The following is a 15,963-nucleotide window of genomic DNA, read 5'->3' on the forward strand; positions in this document are numbered from 1 at the left end:
CAGCCCGCAAAATCAACCAACTTGCCACCCAACTCAACATGCAAATCATACAACGGCGTCCGCTTAAGTGTCGTCATGATGGCTACCTTCTTTGTATCTGTTGATCAGAAGCGTTCCGTCAGTCTGACCCAAGTTGCAGATATTGCAACGATCCAGCCCGGGATTTCGGTGTCACGCCAAGGCAGAGATCGGATTGTATACGGGCGTATGCTTCAATAATGTTCCTATAGGAAACTTTTTCCAGTTAAGCAACTGTCTTCGGATCATGTTTATCGCCCCTCACCAATCCCAATTTGCGTCAGGAGATTCATCCAGTATTCGATATGATTAACGAGCCTTGTCACATTCCCGAGGTCATTTTCTGGACCGCACATTCCAATACTTTCAGCCCGGCAATCAGGTCAGCTTCTGCGGTCTCTTCTGCAAAATCATGGCTAATACCACCAATCGACGGGACAAACAGCATCGCGACCGGCATCAGACGCGAAACATTGGTTGCGTCGTGTAAAGCCCCGGACGGCATCTGGCGCCACCGACCCGGCGCAATCTGCTCTGCCGCGTCCTCTAATACACCACGAAGGCTTTGGTCCATCGCCACAGGCGCTAAGCCCAGCAGAGACCCAAAGCTCAGCCCCATTCCCATTTCTTCGGCAACACCCTGTGCGGTGGTGCGAATGATCTCATCCATCCTGGCAAGTCGATCCGAATCGCCATCACGCCACTGCATTGAAAACCGCACGCGACCCGGCACGATCGAGGATGCGCCAGGGTGGACATCCACATGCCCGATGGTCCAAACGGTCTGCGGCGTCACCACGTTGCGGAACTGCTCGTTGAGCCGAGTGTTGAACAGAGAAAGCGCCTGAAACGCATCTCGGCGCAGGTGCATCGGCGTTGTACCGGCATGGTTCTGCTGCCCATCAAACTGGACCACCATATCGCGAATGCCGACGATATCGGTGACCACCCCGATCTGGTCGCCTTTTGCATCAAGCGAGGGGCCTTGTTCGATATGCATTTCGACAAATCCAGTGAACTGGTCCGGGTCAACGAAACCTGCGGCAAGGTCCGCCATTGCCGCCCGGGCTGAGCCGAAAGTCTCTCCGGTGTGATCGGTCAACACGTCAGCATGCGCCAGATCCAACCCACCGGACCAAACCGCTGATCCCGTCGTGACTCCAAACCGTCCTTCTTCATCCTGAAAGCTGACCACCGAGATCGGCTGATCGCTGGATCGCGCAACCTCAAGCGCGGCGATCACGCCCAACGCCCCATCCAGCCAACCGCCTTCGGGCTGGCTGTCTGAATGTGATCCCATCAACAGCGATGGCCCATCGGCCAAACCGAATAGGTTTCCGACCGGATCGAAATGCGGGGTCAACCCCGCCTCGGCCATGCGCTCCGCCAACCAGCGCCGGGCCGCTATGTCGGCATCGGAATAAGCCGGGCGGATGACGCCCTTGCCGACACCTGCGGCCCCGAATTGCCGCAACCTGTGCAGATCTTGAAGAAACCGTTTTTCATCGACCGCCATGGCGCTCCCCTATTTCACCAAGGGCACAATACGTCAGCACCACATGTCCGCAAGTGACGCCCGAACAATGCAGCAGTTTTTCCCGGAACCCCTCTGGCCCCCACCCCGAACCTGTCCTAAGACTTCGACGTAAGAGGGATCGATATGTCATACATCACTTTGGTGCGTCACGGGCAGGCCAACACCACCGCACGCGACGAGCTTAGTTACGACAGGCTCAGCGATCTGGGCCATCAGCAGGCACGCTGGCTGGGGGCGCATCTGAAGGATACGCAGGCCCATCATCCGCGCGTATATTGCGGCACCCTGACACGCCACGTAGAGACCGCCGCCAGCATGAATTTGACAGAGCCGGCCCGCGACGCGCGGTTGAACGAGATTGAATACTTCACACTCGCACAATTGTTTCAGGATCAGCACGGAGTAACGATCCCGACCGACCGAGAAGGGTTCGTGGAACACCTGCCCAAGACATTTACCGCCTGGGCCAAGGGCGAGATCGAGAACCCGCCCGAAACCTTCACCGAGTTCGAAACCCGTGTCCGTGACGCGTTGCGCGATATCGGGACCGAAGGCGGGCCAGCGATTGTTGTAACGTCCGGGGGGTTGATCTCGATGGTGGTGCGGCAAGCTATGGGGCTGGACATTCCGTCCATGGCAAGGGTGGCCCTTGCCATCATGAACACGTCGATGCATCGTCTGCATCCGATTGGCACGCAGCTAAGCCCGGTTCTGTTCAATGCTGTCCCTCATCTGGAAGCTCCGGCTCGACAGTTCGCACAGACACACCTGTAATCACGGAGGCTCCTCTTGCAGCTTTATTATGCACCGCGCACCATTTCGATTGCCGTTGCCATCGCATTGGAAGAATCCGGGTTGGAATATGAGGCGATCCCGCTGGATTTTGCCGAAGGTGAGCAAACAAAGCCTGCCTATAAGCAAATCAATCCCAAAGGTCGCGTTCCGGCGCTTGTGGTCGACGGTGGCATTCTGACCGAAACCGGGGCTTTGCTGGAATACGTCGCCACCAAAGCGCCCGACGCCGGGCTGGTGCCAGACGACCCGGTCATGGCCGCGCGGATGCGCGAGGTGATGTTTTATCTCGCCTCGACCATGCATGTGAACCATGCACACAAACTGCGCGGGGCACGCTGGGCAGACAAGAAGTCCAGCTGGAAGGACATGAGGGACAAGGTCGCTCAGACAATGACCGCGTCTTGCGAATATATTTGCTCGAATGGGCTGCGTGGGCCCTTTGTGCTGGGCGAGGCGTTCTCGCTGGCTGACGCCTATCTCTATGTTGTTTGCAGCTGGCTGGAAGGCGATGGTGTCGACGTCTCGGCCTTCCCCAAGATTGTTGCCTTCCGTGAGGCGATGGAGGCGCGCCGCTCGGTTCAGACGGTGCGCGCTGCTAGTATGCTCTGACAAAAGGAATACGCATGACACATCTCTGGGTCCGGGCAGAACAGCGCCCGAATGAAGAACGGGTCGGCCTGACCGCAGAAGGGGCCAGCGCCTTGATCGCAGCAGGTATCCGCGTGACGGTCGAAGAAAGCTCTATGCGTGCGATACCCTTGGGCGGTTACAAAGACGCTGGTTGCGAGATCGCGGCTGAAAACTCCTGGCCCGAAGCTCCGCTTGACGCAATCATCTTCGGCCTCAAGGAATTGCCCGAGGATGGCACGCCCCTGCCCCATAGCCACATCATGTTCGGCCACGCCTACAAGGGACAGCATTCTGGCCGTGCGTTGTTGCAGCGGTTCAATACCGGCGGCGGAACGCTTTATGATCTGGAGTATCTGGTGAATGAGGATGGGCGCCGGGTTGCCGCCTTTGGTTATTGGGCCGGATATGCGGGCGCAGCCGTAACGCTCAAGACTTGGGCAGCACAGCAACGCGGGCAGGAATGCCCGGCGGTGGGCGTCTATCCGAGCAAAGACGCATTGAACGCCGAATTGCTGGATGAGTTGGACGCCACTGGCGCTGACCGCCCCCGCGCCATCGTTATCGGCGCCTTGGGACGCGTGGGCACAGGTGCCGCCGATCTGTGCGAGGCAATGGGTATCTCCGTCACCAAATGGGACATGGCCGAAACCGCAGGCGGCGGGCCGTTCCCGGAAATCCTGGACCATGACCTGTTCCTGAACTGCATCTTTGCGCGACTAGGCACCCCTGTCTTTGTGCCGCGCGAGGCACTCACTGCGCCACGCAGACTGACGGCCATCGGCGACGTCGCCTGCGACCCGGACAGCGACTACAACCCAGTGCCGGTCTATGACCGTGCAACCACTTGGAACGCACCCGCACTGCGCGTTGCGACCAACCCGGTGATGGACGTGATGGCCATCGACAATCTGCCGTCGATGCTGCCGGTCGAAAGTTCAGAAGACTACGCCGCGCAACTGCTGCCTTCCTTGCTGACACTGACCGATCTGGACAGCGGCGTCTGGGGTCGCGCGGCAGCAACCTACAACACGCATATCGAAGGAATCTGAGCAATGACCATTCACTGGTGTGGCACCGGCCTTTCGGCCATCCCCGGCCTGCGCCGCCTGATTGAAGGCGGGCACAAGGTCACCGTGTGGAATCGAACCATCGACAAGGCCAAGGCTGAAGTCGGAGACTTGACAGACGACATCCGCGCATTTGACATCGATGCCTTGGGCGCAGCGTTGGAAAAGGGAGATGTGATCGTCTCGATGCTGCCGGGTGACTGGCACGTGCCACTTGCAGAGCTAGCGATTTCCAAGACAGCCAATTTTGTCTCATCCTCTTACATAGCACCCGAGATGCGCGCATTTGATAACAAGGCGCGCGGGGCCGGTGTGGTGCTCGTCAATGAGGTGGGCCTGGACCCAGGGATAGACCACCTGATGGCGCATGCTCTCATTGCTGACTACCGTGCGTCGGACGCGTTCGATCCGCAAAACCACCTGAGCTTCATTTCCTACTGCGGTGGCATCCCCAAAAACCCAAACCCGTTTCGGTACAAGTTCAGCTGGTCACCGCTAGGGGTGCTCAAGGCGCTGCGATCGCCATCCAAGTCGATCCGCGACTACGCACCGCTCGACGTTGCCCGCCCGTGGGACGCGATCAGCAGCTATATTGCCCCACTGCCGACGCCAGAAAGCTTTGAGGTCTATCCGAACCGCGACTCGATCCCTTTCATGGCTGAATACCAGTTCGAAAAGCACTGGCCGGTCAAGGAATTCGTCCGTGGCACCCTGCGTCTCAATGGCTGGGCTGATGCTTGGTCAGATGTGTTCACTGAAATCGAAACCCTTTCAGGTCCCGAGGGCGATGTACGCCTGAAACAGATGTCAGATCAGTTCTGGGAAGAAAACGCCTATGACGAGGGTGAGCCGGATCGCGTGGTTCTATGCGTCGCCCTGAAGGCTGAGAAAGACGGGATCGCGGACTGGCACAAAACCTATGCCATGGACGCTTGGGGCGACGAACGCGGCACCGCCATGGCGCGGCTTGTGTCAATCCCTGTCTCATTGGCGGTCGAAGCCGTCCTGAACCGAGCAATCCCGGCAGGGGTTCACGCTGCCCCGAGCGACCCCAAATTGATTCAGGCCTGGATGGGCGAAATTGATATGCTTGCGCAGCATTTGCAGGTTGTGGATCATACCCGCTGATGTTCAGGCGTCGACCGGGTTTGGCCCAGTCGACGCTCAATATGCTTAGACGCAGGCCAGATCCAGCAGGTTTTTGGCGAAACGCTATATTATGCAGCTCTTCTGCTTTTCGGATGGCTTTATCCGCCCCTTCATCTGGCCAAAAATATCTCGGGGAGCGCGAGGGGTTGGCCCCTCGCTCCGACACCCCCAACACACGCCTACATCAGGCCGTTCTCAACATCCTCAGCCGAAATCCCAAGTGCATCCAACCCATTCTCAAGATGGTCGGATAAATGCGGCGTACCGATCAGATAATCCGCACACGGGGTGGAGGCTTCGGACTTTGCGGTGGCGATGGCTTCGGCCAGATCCTCGGCGAAAAAGCTTTCGCGACCGACCCACATGACGGCCACCAGTTCCGCTTGCTCATCCTCGCCCATCCGATCGATGAATGCGCGAAGTTCGCCTTCGGCCCGGTCCAGTTCCCGTCCCATCATGGCGACCTGGGCGATTTTTCTTGCCGAGATTTCCAGCATGTCCCAACTCCTCGTGTTCGCGGTTCAGACCTATCTGAACGACCCCGAGGGTGATCGTCTTTGATCTTGCGCAAATCGGCTCGCTCTACTGACGCGACCGCGATACAGGCTGATCCGGGACAGGTGCCGTGCGAAAGGGGCTGAATCGTGCTCGTTTGAACCAAAGCTTAACTGCCTGCCAGTGTATCAGGAAAACCGCCCGTCGCGCGCCAAACGGACGCCGCCAAAACGATCTAAGGATAACCCGGTTGCTAAGCGGTTGACGCGGACCGGTCAGGGTCGCGATCAGGCCACCGCGCGCGTGCCCATAATCGATCCAGACACCAACACGCTCATCACGATAGTCGAACCGGAACGTATATGTGCCCTCGATCTTCTGAAACGGTGAGACATGCATCAGCTTGTCAGCCAATATCCGATCGGTTGGCGCGATCGGCGAGAGATCGGGTTTATGGCACAGATAGCTGTGGCGCGTGCCGTAGGTGTTGGTGACCTCTGCCACCACTGCGTATAGTTGGTTTCCACCATTAAAGCAGAACCAAAAGCTGACCGGGTTGAAGACATGCCCGAACACACGGGGTTGGGTCAGCAAATTGATCCGGTCGGGTTGGGGAATACCTTGCGCCTCAAAACACGCGCGCAACCAAATCGCGCCGCGCCCCTGACCGGGTTCGCCCCCGTGATCGCGATCACGCCAGTTGGTCAGGTTCGCACCGTTGATCGAAAACAGAGTGGGGGTCTCGGGGCGCGCCTCGGGGTCAAACAGGATGTAGTCAACGGAATAGCGAAACTCATTCTCGACCGCACCCTTGCGCCCGTGAAAGGTATGGCCTGCGATATAATCAACGCGATTCATGACGCAGATTTTCCGTACTGCCTGCAAACTATTCGAATGACATGCGTATCCGCATGTCTGTTGTATGTACTCTACGTTATGAAATCCGTTTTGGATGAAAATAATCCACCAAACTGATCCACCTTGGGCCAAGCCGCGTAATGTGGTTATGTTTACCGAGATTGACACCGCGACCCTGGACGAACCTGTGGCCGAAAGTGCCGCAAAACCTGTTTGGCGCGGATCCACACGCTTTAAGGGCAAACCGGTGAACCGACAAAACAAGACTTGTGACGCCAGAACCGAATGGGTGGGCCACGTCCGTCGGATCCGGGACACGCAGGATCAGGTGGCATTTGCCGAACTGTTCCAGCATTTCGCGCCGCGTATCAAAGCATTCCTGATAAAGTCCGGATCGGACGCAACACTGGCCGAGGAATGTGCGCAAGAGGTCATGGCCACCCTATGGCACAAGGCGCATCTGTTCGACCCGTCCCGGGCGACAGTTGCAACCTGGGTGTTCACAATCGCCCGGAACAAGCGCATCGATGTGCTGCGCAAACAACGCCGCCCCGAACCCCAAGACCTTTGGTGGGGCCCAGAGGCAGAGCCCGAACAGGAAGACGTTCTGGTACTGCAACAGGAAACCGCGCAGCTGCGTAGCGCCATTGCGGCGTTGCCCGAGGCGCAAAGACAGCTGATCGAGAAGGCCTACTTCGGAGATCTGAGCCATCGAGAAATCGCATCTCAGACCGGGCTACCCTTGGGAACGATCAAATCACGAATAAGGCTGGCGCTGGATCGCTTGCGCCACGCGATGAACTGAGATGACGACTATGAGCAACGAGATTAAACATCACCTCACAGACGACCTGCTGATGGCCTATTCAGCAGGCACTCTGCCCGAAGCCTTCGACCTGATGGTCGCTACGCATCTGTCTCTGTGCGACCATTGCCGCGCACGGGCCGAAAGTTTTGACGCTGTTGGTGGTTGTGTTCTGCAAGAGCAAGACGCATACGTAAGCATGAGCGATAGCTCATTGGCCGCGACAATGGCATTGATTGCTCAGGGCGCGCCCGCGCTCAAGGACGCGCGCCCATCCTGCTCAATCCTTCCGGCGCCGCTGCAGGATTACGTAGGTGGTGATGTGAACGCCATCAAATGGAAACCGGTCGGAATGGGTGTCAAACAGGCAATCCTGCCTACGACTAACGAAGCGACCGCCCGGCTGCTGTTTATTCCTGCCGGCGCGGCGGTACCTGATCACAGCCACAATGGCATAGAACTGACCATGGTTTTACAAGGCGCATTCTCTGACGAGCTGGATCATTTCGCGCGCGGCGATGTCGAAATCGCTGATCAGGATGTTCATCACACGCCCACCGCGGATGTTTCCAGTGATTGCATTTGTCTGGCGGTCACCGATGCGCCATTGAAGTTCAGCAAGCTGATGCCGCGCCTGTTCCAACCATTTCTTCGAATCTGATCCGGTGCGGTAGCGTCGCCCCACCGATCCCAAGCAATGGAGATTTCGATGTTCTTAAGGATCGCCGCTGTATCGTTATTGTTGGTGCATGGAGCCAGCGTCTCCGCTCAGATGACTGCGGATGTGAAATTCCAACCCGGCAATTTCGGTACGATGGTAAACGGAACGATCACCGGAGATGAGTTTTTCGACTACAAACTGGGTGCCAAAGCTGGGCAGGAGATGTTCGCCGAACTCAGCGTCGGTGACACCAACGGCTACGGAGTGATCTATTTCAACATCCTGCCGCCGGACAGCGATGGCATCGCGATTTACAACGGCTCAATCGATGGTAACACTGCCCGGATCGAGCTCCCCAGTGATGGCGATTACATTATTCGCATTTACTTAATGGGGAATGACCGCGATACGGGCAAGACAGTCGGATACAATCTGGACCTGTCGATCCAGTAATCCTCAGCCTTCGGTTTTTCCCAGTGGCACCACGTTAGTCTGATCTTCGGGCGCAAGCTCTTCGAAATCAAAATTGTCCAACCGTTGCGCTCGGCGACCCGCCTTTTCCGCGCTTATCTTGATGTCAGAAATATCCTTGGCGGCCTGCCCAAAATGGCGATCCAGGTTCGAGACGCGATCGCCCAAACGCTCTACATCCTTGTGCAGCAGACCCAATTCCTTGCGAATGGCACCGGTCTGTTCACGCATCCGCGCATCCTTAAGGATCGCCCGCATCGTGTTGAGTGTCGCCATGCAGGTCGTGGGTGAAACGATCCAGACGCGTTTCGAAAAACTCTCCTGTACCAGTTCCGGGAACTTGGCATGCAATTCGGCATAAACAGCCTCGGACGGCAGGAACATCAAAGCGCCATCAGCGGTTTCGCCGTCTAGAATGTATTTCTCTGAAATATCGTTGATATGTTTGCGAACCGTAGTGCGGAACATCTGCGCCGCAGCTTTCAGCTCCATATCATTGGTCGATCCGATCAGCGCCTCATAGGCTTCCAGCGGGAATTTACTGTCGATTACGATTGGGCCGGGTGGGTTTGGCAGGTGGATCAGGCAATCCGCACGTCGCCCATTCGACAATGTCGCCTGCAACTGGAAGCTATCCGATGGCAGCGCCTTGGACACGATATCGTTCAGTTGAATCTCACCAAATGCCCCACGGGTCTGTTTGTTCGACAGGATATCCTGAAGGCTCAGAACATCGCCTGAAAGCTTGGTGATATTATCCTGCGCCTTGTCGATGGCGGCCAGACGTTCCTGAAGTTGTGTCAGCGATGTTGCCGTCTGCTTCGATGAACCATGCAGCGATTCCTTCATCCGTTCCTGCATCTCGGCAAGCGCACGTGCGGACTTCATCGCGTTATCTGCCAAGCGGTCATTCATCTGTTGCTGCACCGAGGAAAGACGAGATTCAACGGTCTGGATCACCTGCACTTGCGCATTGGCCTGCGCGTCCGAAACATGCTGCAAGCCACCTCGCATTTGCTCTTGCCCTTGGCCAAGCTGCTGCACATGTTGCCCCAGATGCGCCATTTGCCGCGCCAGCGGCTCTGCCATCCGGGCCGAACGCTGCGACGCCCGCAGCGACATAAACAAAAGCAGCAGAATCAACACAACAACCCCACCTACGATCAGGATAACAGGGTCATTCAATGCATATTGGGTGCCAGCAATCTCGATCATGTTGCCTCGGATGTTCTTGTTTTATTCTTCCTAGCCTGACAAGGCCGCAGGATCAACTGCGGCCGAACAGGCGTTCGATATCGCTCAGCTTCAGTTCCACATAGGTCGGCCGCCCATGGTTACACTGGCCGGAATGGGGCGTTGCCTCCATCTCGCGCAGCAGGGCATTCATTTCCTCGGCGCGCATACGGCGCCCCGATCGGACCGAGCCATGGCACGCCACACGGCTCAGGATCGCCTCGATCCGCGCCTGTACCGTCTGGCTTTCGCCCTGATCGGCGAGTTCATCAAGGATGTCGAGGATCATGGCGCGGGCATCGACTTCACCCAGAATGGCAGGGGTTTCGCGCACCGCGATGGCCCCGCCACCAAAGGGTTCTAGCGTCATGCCAAGACGCGACAGGTCATCGGCTACGGCCATCAGCCGTGTGCAATCACCCTCAGAGAGTTCGACGATCTCGGGGATCAACAGCGCCTGAGCAGCGACCCCGTTCTCGGCCATCTGAGCTTTGAGTTTTTCATAAACCAGCCGTTCGTGGGCGGCGTGTTGATCCACGATTACCATGCCATCTGCCGTCTGGGCGATGATGTAATTCTCGTGCACCTGCCCCCGCGCAGCACCCAAAGGCAGGTCTTGCCGCTCTTCGATCGGCGCAACTTCGGGTACTGGTTCAACAATGTGCCCGCTATAGTCCTGCGACAGTTCCGCAAAGCCCGGAGATTGTGCCCGATAAGCGGCCTGGCGCGCCGCCTGCGACGGACGATCCATCTGATACACCCGCGCGGGCCCAGCGGGCGCTGGCTCGGGTCGCATTGCACCCAAGGTTGCGTTGGCGACAGTCGAAGACGCACGATGCCCCGCCTCAGCCAGCGCATGGCGCAGGCTGGATATGATCAACCCACGTACCAGGCCCGGATCGCGGAACCGGACCTCGGATTTCGCCGGGTGCACATTCACATCCACCAGCGTCGGATCGCAGTCGATGAATAATGCTGCGGCCGGATGCCTATCACGGCTGAGGAAATCGAAATAGGCCGCCCTAAGCGCCCCTGTCAGCATCTTGTCCCGCACAGGCCGCCCGTTAACGAACAGATACTGTGCCACAGCAGCGCCCCGCGAATAGGTCGGCAGCGCTGCATATCCATACAGCCTAAGCCCTTCGCGCGTGGCATCAATCTGCAATGCGTTCTCGGCGAATTCGCGCCCCAGCACACGGGCCAAGCGGGCGTGCAACGCATCGAACAGATCGCCATTCTCGCGGTCGGCGCGGAAAGTCACGCGCCCTTCGCCCCCGCCCGAGACATCGCGCAGTGTAAACGCGACAGCAGGCTCGGCCATCGCCAGACGTTTCACAATGTCCGTGATTGCCTGTGCCTCGGCGCGATCTGTGCGCATGAACTTCAACCGTGCCGGGGTGGCATAGAACAGGTCTCGCAGCTCGACTACGGTCCCCGTTCGCAAAGCCGCAGGCTTCACCGCTTCCATCTTACCGCCCGAGACGCGGATCGACGCGGCATCGGATCCTGGTACACGGCTGGTTATGGTCAGCCGCCCCACCGCCCCCAGCGAGGGCAATGCTTCACCACGAAACCCGAAGGTATGGATATTCAGCAAATCCGACCCATCAATCTTTGATGTCGCGTGTCGCGACAGCGCTAATGGCAAATCGCGGGCAGCGATTCCGCACCCGTCATCGGTGACACGAATCAGAGTCTTGCCGCCATCCGCAACGTCGATAGCGATGCGCGTGGCCCCGGCATCAATGGCATTTTCGACCAATTCCTTGACCGCAGAGGCCGGTCTTTCAACGACTTCACCTGCTGCAATCCGGTTGATAGCCGCATCATCAAGCTGCCGGATCACCGGGTGATTTTCGCTGATATTGGGGTTCGCATGCACCATACCGCTAAACCTAGCATAGGTAAGCGCGATTCGACCACTGGCTAGATTGGGTGTGAGGGGGTCTTAAACGAGGTATCCGGCCAGTGTGACCGCGCCGATAAGGGGGTAGCGACTTGGGTCATTACTGGCCGGACATACCAAAGTGAGTGGCGGTCGTGCGGTTAACAATTGAAGGTTTTGGTAACACGCATACCGGATTTAATCCCGTTAATATTAAGCGATTGTTTCCACTTGGCGGAGTTCAGCCGAAATCATGCCAAAACCATTGGCATGAATACGCCACAAGTCACGCATGGCTCGGTGCACCGCTACGTGTTCTGCAAGGGCCAAAGACAGCAGTCAGCGCCAGCATCAGGCCCGATATCGTCGCGATCATTCCCGCAGCACTCACAGCATCTTCGCCACCCAGCCACAATGGGCCGTAACCCGCCAACACATAGCCGAACACAGCGGAAACGGTGGCGAAAATAACACTCCAGGCAATCTGGGTCTCCAACCGATTGGTCATCATCCGCGCCGCGGCTGGTGGGCAGATGAACATGGCGATCACGATAATCGATCCCACTGCGTCAAACGCTGCCACGGCCGCAATCGCAGCCGTGATCACCAATGCCATACCTAAAACGCCAGTTCGGATGCCAATGGTGCGGGCAAAACCTTCGTCGAAGGTTGAGATTTTGAGCGGCCGCCAGAACAACCAAGTGAACAGGATGACCCCCACCATTGTCAGCGCAATGCGTGGCAATTCGGGTGGCAGACCAGCCAATGCCTGCACGTCCAGCAGCGATTGCCAGCCTGTAGCGTCCAACCAGATCAAACTTTCGAGATTGCCGTATAGCGCATGCTCAACGTCCAGATGTACGGTCGAGGTATCGGTCTGCTCCAGCAGCAGCACACCACCTGCGAACATGGTGGTGAACACAACACCCATCGCAGCGCCTGGCTCGATCTGACCCAATCGCCGGATGGCCTCGATCATCACCACGGCGACGACAGCGGCCCCAGCAGCACCCAGCATCATGGGCCATGTCGAGATCGCTCCCGTCAGTAAAAACGCGACAACGATACCGGGCAACACAACATGGCTGATCGCATCGCCAATCAGGGCCTGTTTTCGCAGCACCAAAAAGTTGCCGGGAAGCGCGCAGGCGATGGCCGCAAATGTCCCGATCAACAAAGGCGTCAGCGACAAGGGAACAAACTCTTCACCGCTCATGGCGTGATTTCCTGCGGACCACCGATACGGCGGTCGATCTCGGCGATCTGATCGAGGGTCAGTACGGTCTCGATATCGCGCAGACCATCATAAAGTGCTGCTGTGGCCTCGTGCGCCAGATCGGATCGTACGATTTCCCACCGCTTTTCGTCCCGCAGCGCTTTGGCTGCACGCGCCTTACCTTCGTCTGTTGCAACGCCATCGGCGCGTACGACACCTGCGCGACGCAATAAACGAATGGTCAGCGGTTCATAGATTTTCTGCCCTTGCGCCAACGCCAGTAAGCCCTGCCGGATATGTACACGACGCTGGAACCGAAGGTGTCGCAATACAGCAGCCAGCACGCCCCGAACCGGAGCGAACAAGAGAGACAGCGCAAAGAATCCAAAACTGACCAGCACAATAATCGGACCGGTTGGCAGATTTGGTGCCGAAGCCGACAGCCCGGCGCCTAAATAGCCCGCAAGCCCTCCGGCCAATCCCGCCAACAGCACCACCCTATCAGAGCGATCTGTCCAGAATCGCGCTGTCACCGCTGGGATGATCAACAAAGCAACGATCAGGATCAGGCCAACAATCTTCAACCCGACCACTGTTACAGCCATTACAAGCCCCATCATCGCCAGATCAATCCGATGTACGGGTAAGCCGCGCGCCGCAGCATACTCGGGATCAAAGGCGACCATCGTCATAGGACGACGGATGATCATCACCAGCACCAGCGTTGCCGCACCGCCGATTGCGATCACCATTGCGTCCGCCCATAGCATTCCGGCGGTTGATCCCAGTAAAAACCCCTCAAGCCCGGCTTGCCGTCCAACACCCATGGTTTGAATGACAGTCAGCAGAACGATACCAAAACCAAAGAACACCGAAAGAACCGCGCCGATGGCGGCATCCTCTGCAAGCCTGGTATGTCGCGTCAGCCAGTTCATGCAAAGCAAACCGACCCACGCCGACACGGCTGATCCCGCAAGCAGGCCGATCAGATTGCGCCCATCGCCGCCAAAGGCCACCAGCGCCATGAAAGCAAGGCAAACCCCCGGAAGGGTCGCATGGCTAATGGCATCGCTGACCAGTGCGCGTTTACGCAGGAAAAGGAAAGTGCCCGTCACCCCGGCCGAAACACCCAGCAACGTCGCGCCGATTGCGACCAGCGTGGCGTTGTAGCCAAGCTGCAGACTCAGGGCCTCCCAAAGCATGATTTATCCCAACGCGCGCGAAATCTGATCGATCTGGGCCGTTGCGAGACGACCGCCATATGCAGACTGCAGCGTTTCGGCGGTAAAGGCCTGTGCCACTGAACCCTCGGCCACTTTGCGAGTGTTGATTAGGAACACATGATCAAAATAGTCCGCAACCGTCGCCAGATCGTGATGCACAACGACGACGGTCTTGCCCGCCTCTTTCAGCGATTTCAGCACCGCGATGATGGCCTTTTCGGTTGCTGCATCGACACCCGCGAAGGGTTCGTCCAGCAAATACAGATCAGCATCCTGTGCCAGAGCGCGCGCAAGAAAGACCCGTTGCTGCTGCCCACCAGAGAGTTGCCCAATCTGACGGTCTGCGAATTCCCGCATTCCCACTCGGTTCAAACAATCCATGGCACGGGCCTTATGGCGGGCGCGAACCCGGCCCAGCAGACCCAGCTGGCGCGACAATCCCATCAGAATCACGTCAATCACGCGCGTCGGAAAGTCCCAATCCACACTGGCGCGCTGCGGCACATAGGCAATGCGCGCGCGCTGGTCTTCCAGCGGCTGGCCGAATACGGTCACCTGACCAGATAGCGGCGATACGATACCCAGAGCGGCCTTGAGCAAGGTCGATTTACCAGCCCCGTTGGGTCCGATGATCGCTGTCATCGCACCAGGCTGTACCGTCATATCAACCGAGAACACAGCGGGCTTCTGCCCATACGAAACTGTCATCCCGCGAATGGCAAGCGGGCTGTGATCGACGCCCTGCTCTTCGACTGATTCACCCTGAACTGTGGCAAGTTCCAGCATGGCTCAGAACCCCGCCGACAGTTTGCCATTCATGCCACGCTCAGGCACATCCGCGCCCAACGCCCCGGCAATCACGGTAATGTTGTGATCGAGCATCCCGACATAGGTCCCTTCATAAGTTCCAGGCTCGCCCATGGCATCGGAATAAAGCTCTCCTCCAACGCTCAACTTATGGCCTTCGGCCGCGGCACCTTCGATCAGGGCGCGCATTGACCGGTCAGAGACCGAACTTTCCACAAAAACCGCTTTCAACCGCCGATCCACCAGCGTATCGACCAATTCACCGATGCGGTTCAAACCCGCCTCGGACTGGGTCGAGATACCCTGTACACCCAACACCTCATAACCGTATTCCGCGCCGAAATAGCCAAATGCGTCATGCGCAGTCACCAACACTCGGTTATTCTCTGGAACTGAAGCCAGCGCCTGTTTGCCATAGGCGTTAAGCTGATCGATTTCGGCCAGAAACACCTGCGTATTGGCTGCAAATTCATCTGCCGCTTCTGGGCGCGCCTCGGTCAAGGCTTCCTGCACTTCGATCACGACATCACGCCATATTGCCGGATTCATCCAGACATGCGGATCATATTTGTCGGCGTAATCGTCATGGGCGCGCAGCTTGGCTGGCTCAAGACCATCCGCCACGGCAACCACCGTTCGCTTGCGGCCCAGATCGTGAAAAAAATCCTCCATCTGCGCTTCCAGATAGAGACCGTGCCAAAGGACCAGATCGGCCCGCGTCATGGCCACGATATCGGTACGAGTCTGGCGATAGGCATGCGGGTCGACACCCGGTCCCATCAAGCCTTTGACCTCAACCTGATCGCCGCCGACCTGACGGGCCGCATCGGCAATCATGCCGGTTGTGGCGACCACTTTCAGCGGCGCTTCTGCCAAGGCGGTAACTGGCAATGCAGCGGCGAAAGCCAATGCTGCAAGTAAAGTACGGCGAATCATTTCGGACTCCGTTGAGGTGACCCGTTGCCTTTAATATGAGAACCATTCGCAACTAAGTCAATGCAAATGCGAATTATTCGCAAGAAAGCATGTATTTTTGTCCATTTGGTCAAAATTTTACCACTTCCGGTGACGGCACACCTTCCCTTTCGCTGCGACCCATGCGATTTTGGCGCG

At 57.7% G+C, this 15,963-nt stretch carries 17 protein-coding genes; 8 read left to right on the forward strand and 9 right to left on the reverse strand.

Going from position 1 to position 15,963, the window contains the following annotated elements; genetic code table 11:
* Window positions 1-219: hypothetical protein (locus Q1B46_RS21150; RefSeq protein WP_299951722.1), on the forward strand; the 219-nt coding region annotated here is incomplete at its 5' end.
* Between the two features lie 121 nt (window positions 220-340).
* Here the strand turns inward: Q1B46_RS21150 and Q1B46_RS21155 are convergent.
* The gene (locus Q1B46_RS21155) at window positions 341-1,534 is read right to left on the reverse strand and encodes a Zn-dependent hydrolase (protein ID WP_299951724.1); all 1,194 of its coding nucleotides are present in this window, start codon (window positions 1,532-1,534) and stop codon (window positions 341-343) included.
* A 144-nt stretch (window positions 1,535-1,678) separates the two neighbouring features.
* Here Q1B46_RS21155 and Q1B46_RS21160 point away from each other — a divergent pair, with 144 nt between their 5' ends.
* The 4 genes from Q1B46_RS21160 to Q1B46_RS21175 are packed head-to-tail and all read left to right on the forward strand — an operon-like array spanning window position 1,679 to window position 5,175.
* Window positions 1,679-2,329, forward strand: coding sequence for a histidine phosphatase family protein (locus Q1B46_RS21160; protein ID WP_299951726.1), 651 nt, complete (start codon window positions 1,679-1,681; stop codon window positions 2,327-2,329).
* Window positions 2,330-2,344: 15 nt separating this feature from the next.
* Window positions 2,345-2,959, forward strand: coding sequence for a glutathione S-transferase family protein (locus tag Q1B46_RS21165; protein ID WP_299951728.1), 615 nt, complete (start codon window positions 2,345-2,347; stop codon window positions 2,957-2,959).
* 14 nt (window positions 2,960-2,973) lie between these two features.
* Window positions 2,974-4,029, forward strand: coding sequence for a saccharopine dehydrogenase (locus tag Q1B46_RS21170; protein WP_299951730.1), 1,056 nt, complete (start codon window positions 2,974-2,976; stop codon window positions 4,027-4,029).
* A 3-nt stretch (window positions 4,030-4,032) separates the two neighbouring features.
* Window positions 4,033-5,175, forward strand: a complete 1,143-nt coding sequence (locus Q1B46_RS21175; RefSeq protein WP_299951732.1) for a saccharopine dehydrogenase family protein — start codon at window positions 4,033-4,035, stop codon at window positions 5,173-5,175.
* A 200-nt stretch (window positions 5,176-5,375) separates the two neighbouring features.
* Here the strand turns inward: Q1B46_RS21175 and Q1B46_RS21180 are convergent, their stop codons facing one another.
* On the reverse strand, window positions 5,376-5,693 hold the full coding sequence (locus Q1B46_RS21180) for a DUF3775 domain-containing protein (RefSeq protein ID WP_299951734.1): 318 nt from the start codon (window positions 5,691-5,693) through the stop codon (window positions 5,376-5,378).
* Between the two features lie 85 nt (window positions 5,694-5,778).
* The gene (locus tag Q1B46_RS21185; RefSeq protein ID WP_299951736.1) at window positions 5,779-6,549 is read right to left on the reverse strand and encodes a DUF1365 domain-containing protein; all 771 of its coding nucleotides are present in this window, start codon (window positions 6,547-6,549) and stop codon (window positions 5,779-5,781) included.
* 148 nt (window positions 6,550-6,697) lie between these two features.
* Between Q1B46_RS21185 and Q1B46_RS21190 the strand changes: the two genes are divergently transcribed.
* The 3 genes from Q1B46_RS21190 to Q1B46_RS21200 are packed head-to-tail and all read left to right on the forward strand — an operon-like array spanning window position 6,698 to window position 8,468.
* Window positions 6,698-7,354: a sigma-70 family RNA polymerase sigma factor gene (locus tag Q1B46_RS21190; RefSeq protein WP_299951847.1), complete on the forward strand. Its 657-nt coding sequence runs from the start codon at window positions 6,698-6,700 to the stop codon at window positions 7,352-7,354.
* 10 nt (window positions 7,355-7,364) lie between these two features.
* A complete protein-coding gene (locus Q1B46_RS21195; RefSeq protein ID WP_299951738.1) occupies window positions 7,365-8,015 on the forward strand; it encodes a ChrR family anti-sigma-E factor in 651 nt (216 codons plus the stop codon).
* Between the two features lie 48 nt (window positions 8,016-8,063).
* The gene (locus Q1B46_RS21200; protein ID WP_299951740.1) at window positions 8,064-8,468 is read left to right on the forward strand and encodes a hypothetical protein; all 405 of its coding nucleotides are present in this window, start codon (window positions 8,064-8,066) and stop codon (window positions 8,466-8,468) included.
* 3 nt (window positions 8,469-8,471) lie between these two features.
* On the opposite strand, the gene rmuC is transcribed toward Q1B46_RS21200, so the two are convergent.
* The 6 genes from rmuC to Q1B46_RS21230 form a co-directional block, all read right to left on the reverse strand.
* Window positions 8,472-9,701: a DNA recombination protein RmuC gene (rmuC, locus tag Q1B46_RS21205; RefSeq protein WP_299951742.1), complete on the reverse strand. Its 1,230-nt coding sequence runs from the start codon at window positions 9,699-9,701 to the stop codon at window positions 8,472-8,474.
* Between the two features lie 52 nt (window positions 9,702-9,753).
* Window positions 9,754-11,604 carry a DNA mismatch repair endonuclease MutL gene (gene mutL, locus Q1B46_RS21210; protein WP_299951744.1) on the reverse strand — a complete coding sequence of 617 codons (1,851 nt, stop codon included), beginning with the start codon at window positions 11,602-11,604 and terminating at the stop codon, window positions 9,754-9,756.
* A gap of 286 nt (window positions 11,605-11,890) precedes the next feature.
* On the reverse strand, window positions 11,891-12,820 hold the full coding sequence (locus Q1B46_RS21215) for a metal ABC transporter permease (RefSeq protein ID WP_299951745.1): 930 nt from the start codon (window positions 12,818-12,820) through the stop codon (window positions 11,891-11,893).
* Window positions 12,817-14,022 carry a metal ABC transporter permease gene (locus Q1B46_RS21220; protein ID WP_299951747.1) on the reverse strand — a complete coding sequence of 402 codons (1,206 nt, stop codon included), beginning with the start codon at window positions 14,020-14,022 and terminating at the stop codon, window positions 12,817-12,819. The genes Q1B46_RS21215 and Q1B46_RS21220 overlap by 4 nt, the downstream gene beginning before the upstream one ends.
* A 3-nt stretch (window positions 14,023-14,025) precedes the next feature.
* A complete protein-coding gene (locus Q1B46_RS21225; RefSeq protein ID WP_299951750.1) occupies window positions 14,026-14,829 on the reverse strand; it encodes a metal ABC transporter ATP-binding protein in 804 nt (267 codons plus the stop codon).
* A 3-nt stretch (window positions 14,830-14,832) separates the two neighbouring features.
* Entirely contained in the window at window positions 14,833-15,786 is a 954-nt protein-coding gene (locus Q1B46_RS21230; protein WP_299951752.1) for a zinc ABC transporter substrate-binding protein, read from the reverse strand.
* Between the last annotated feature and the right edge of the window lie 177 nt (window positions 15,787-15,963).

The organism is uncultured Ruegeria sp., assembly GCF_947500045.1.
Taxonomy (GTDB): domain Bacteria; phylum Pseudomonadota; class Alphaproteobacteria; order Rhodobacterales; family Rhodobacteraceae; genus Ruegeria.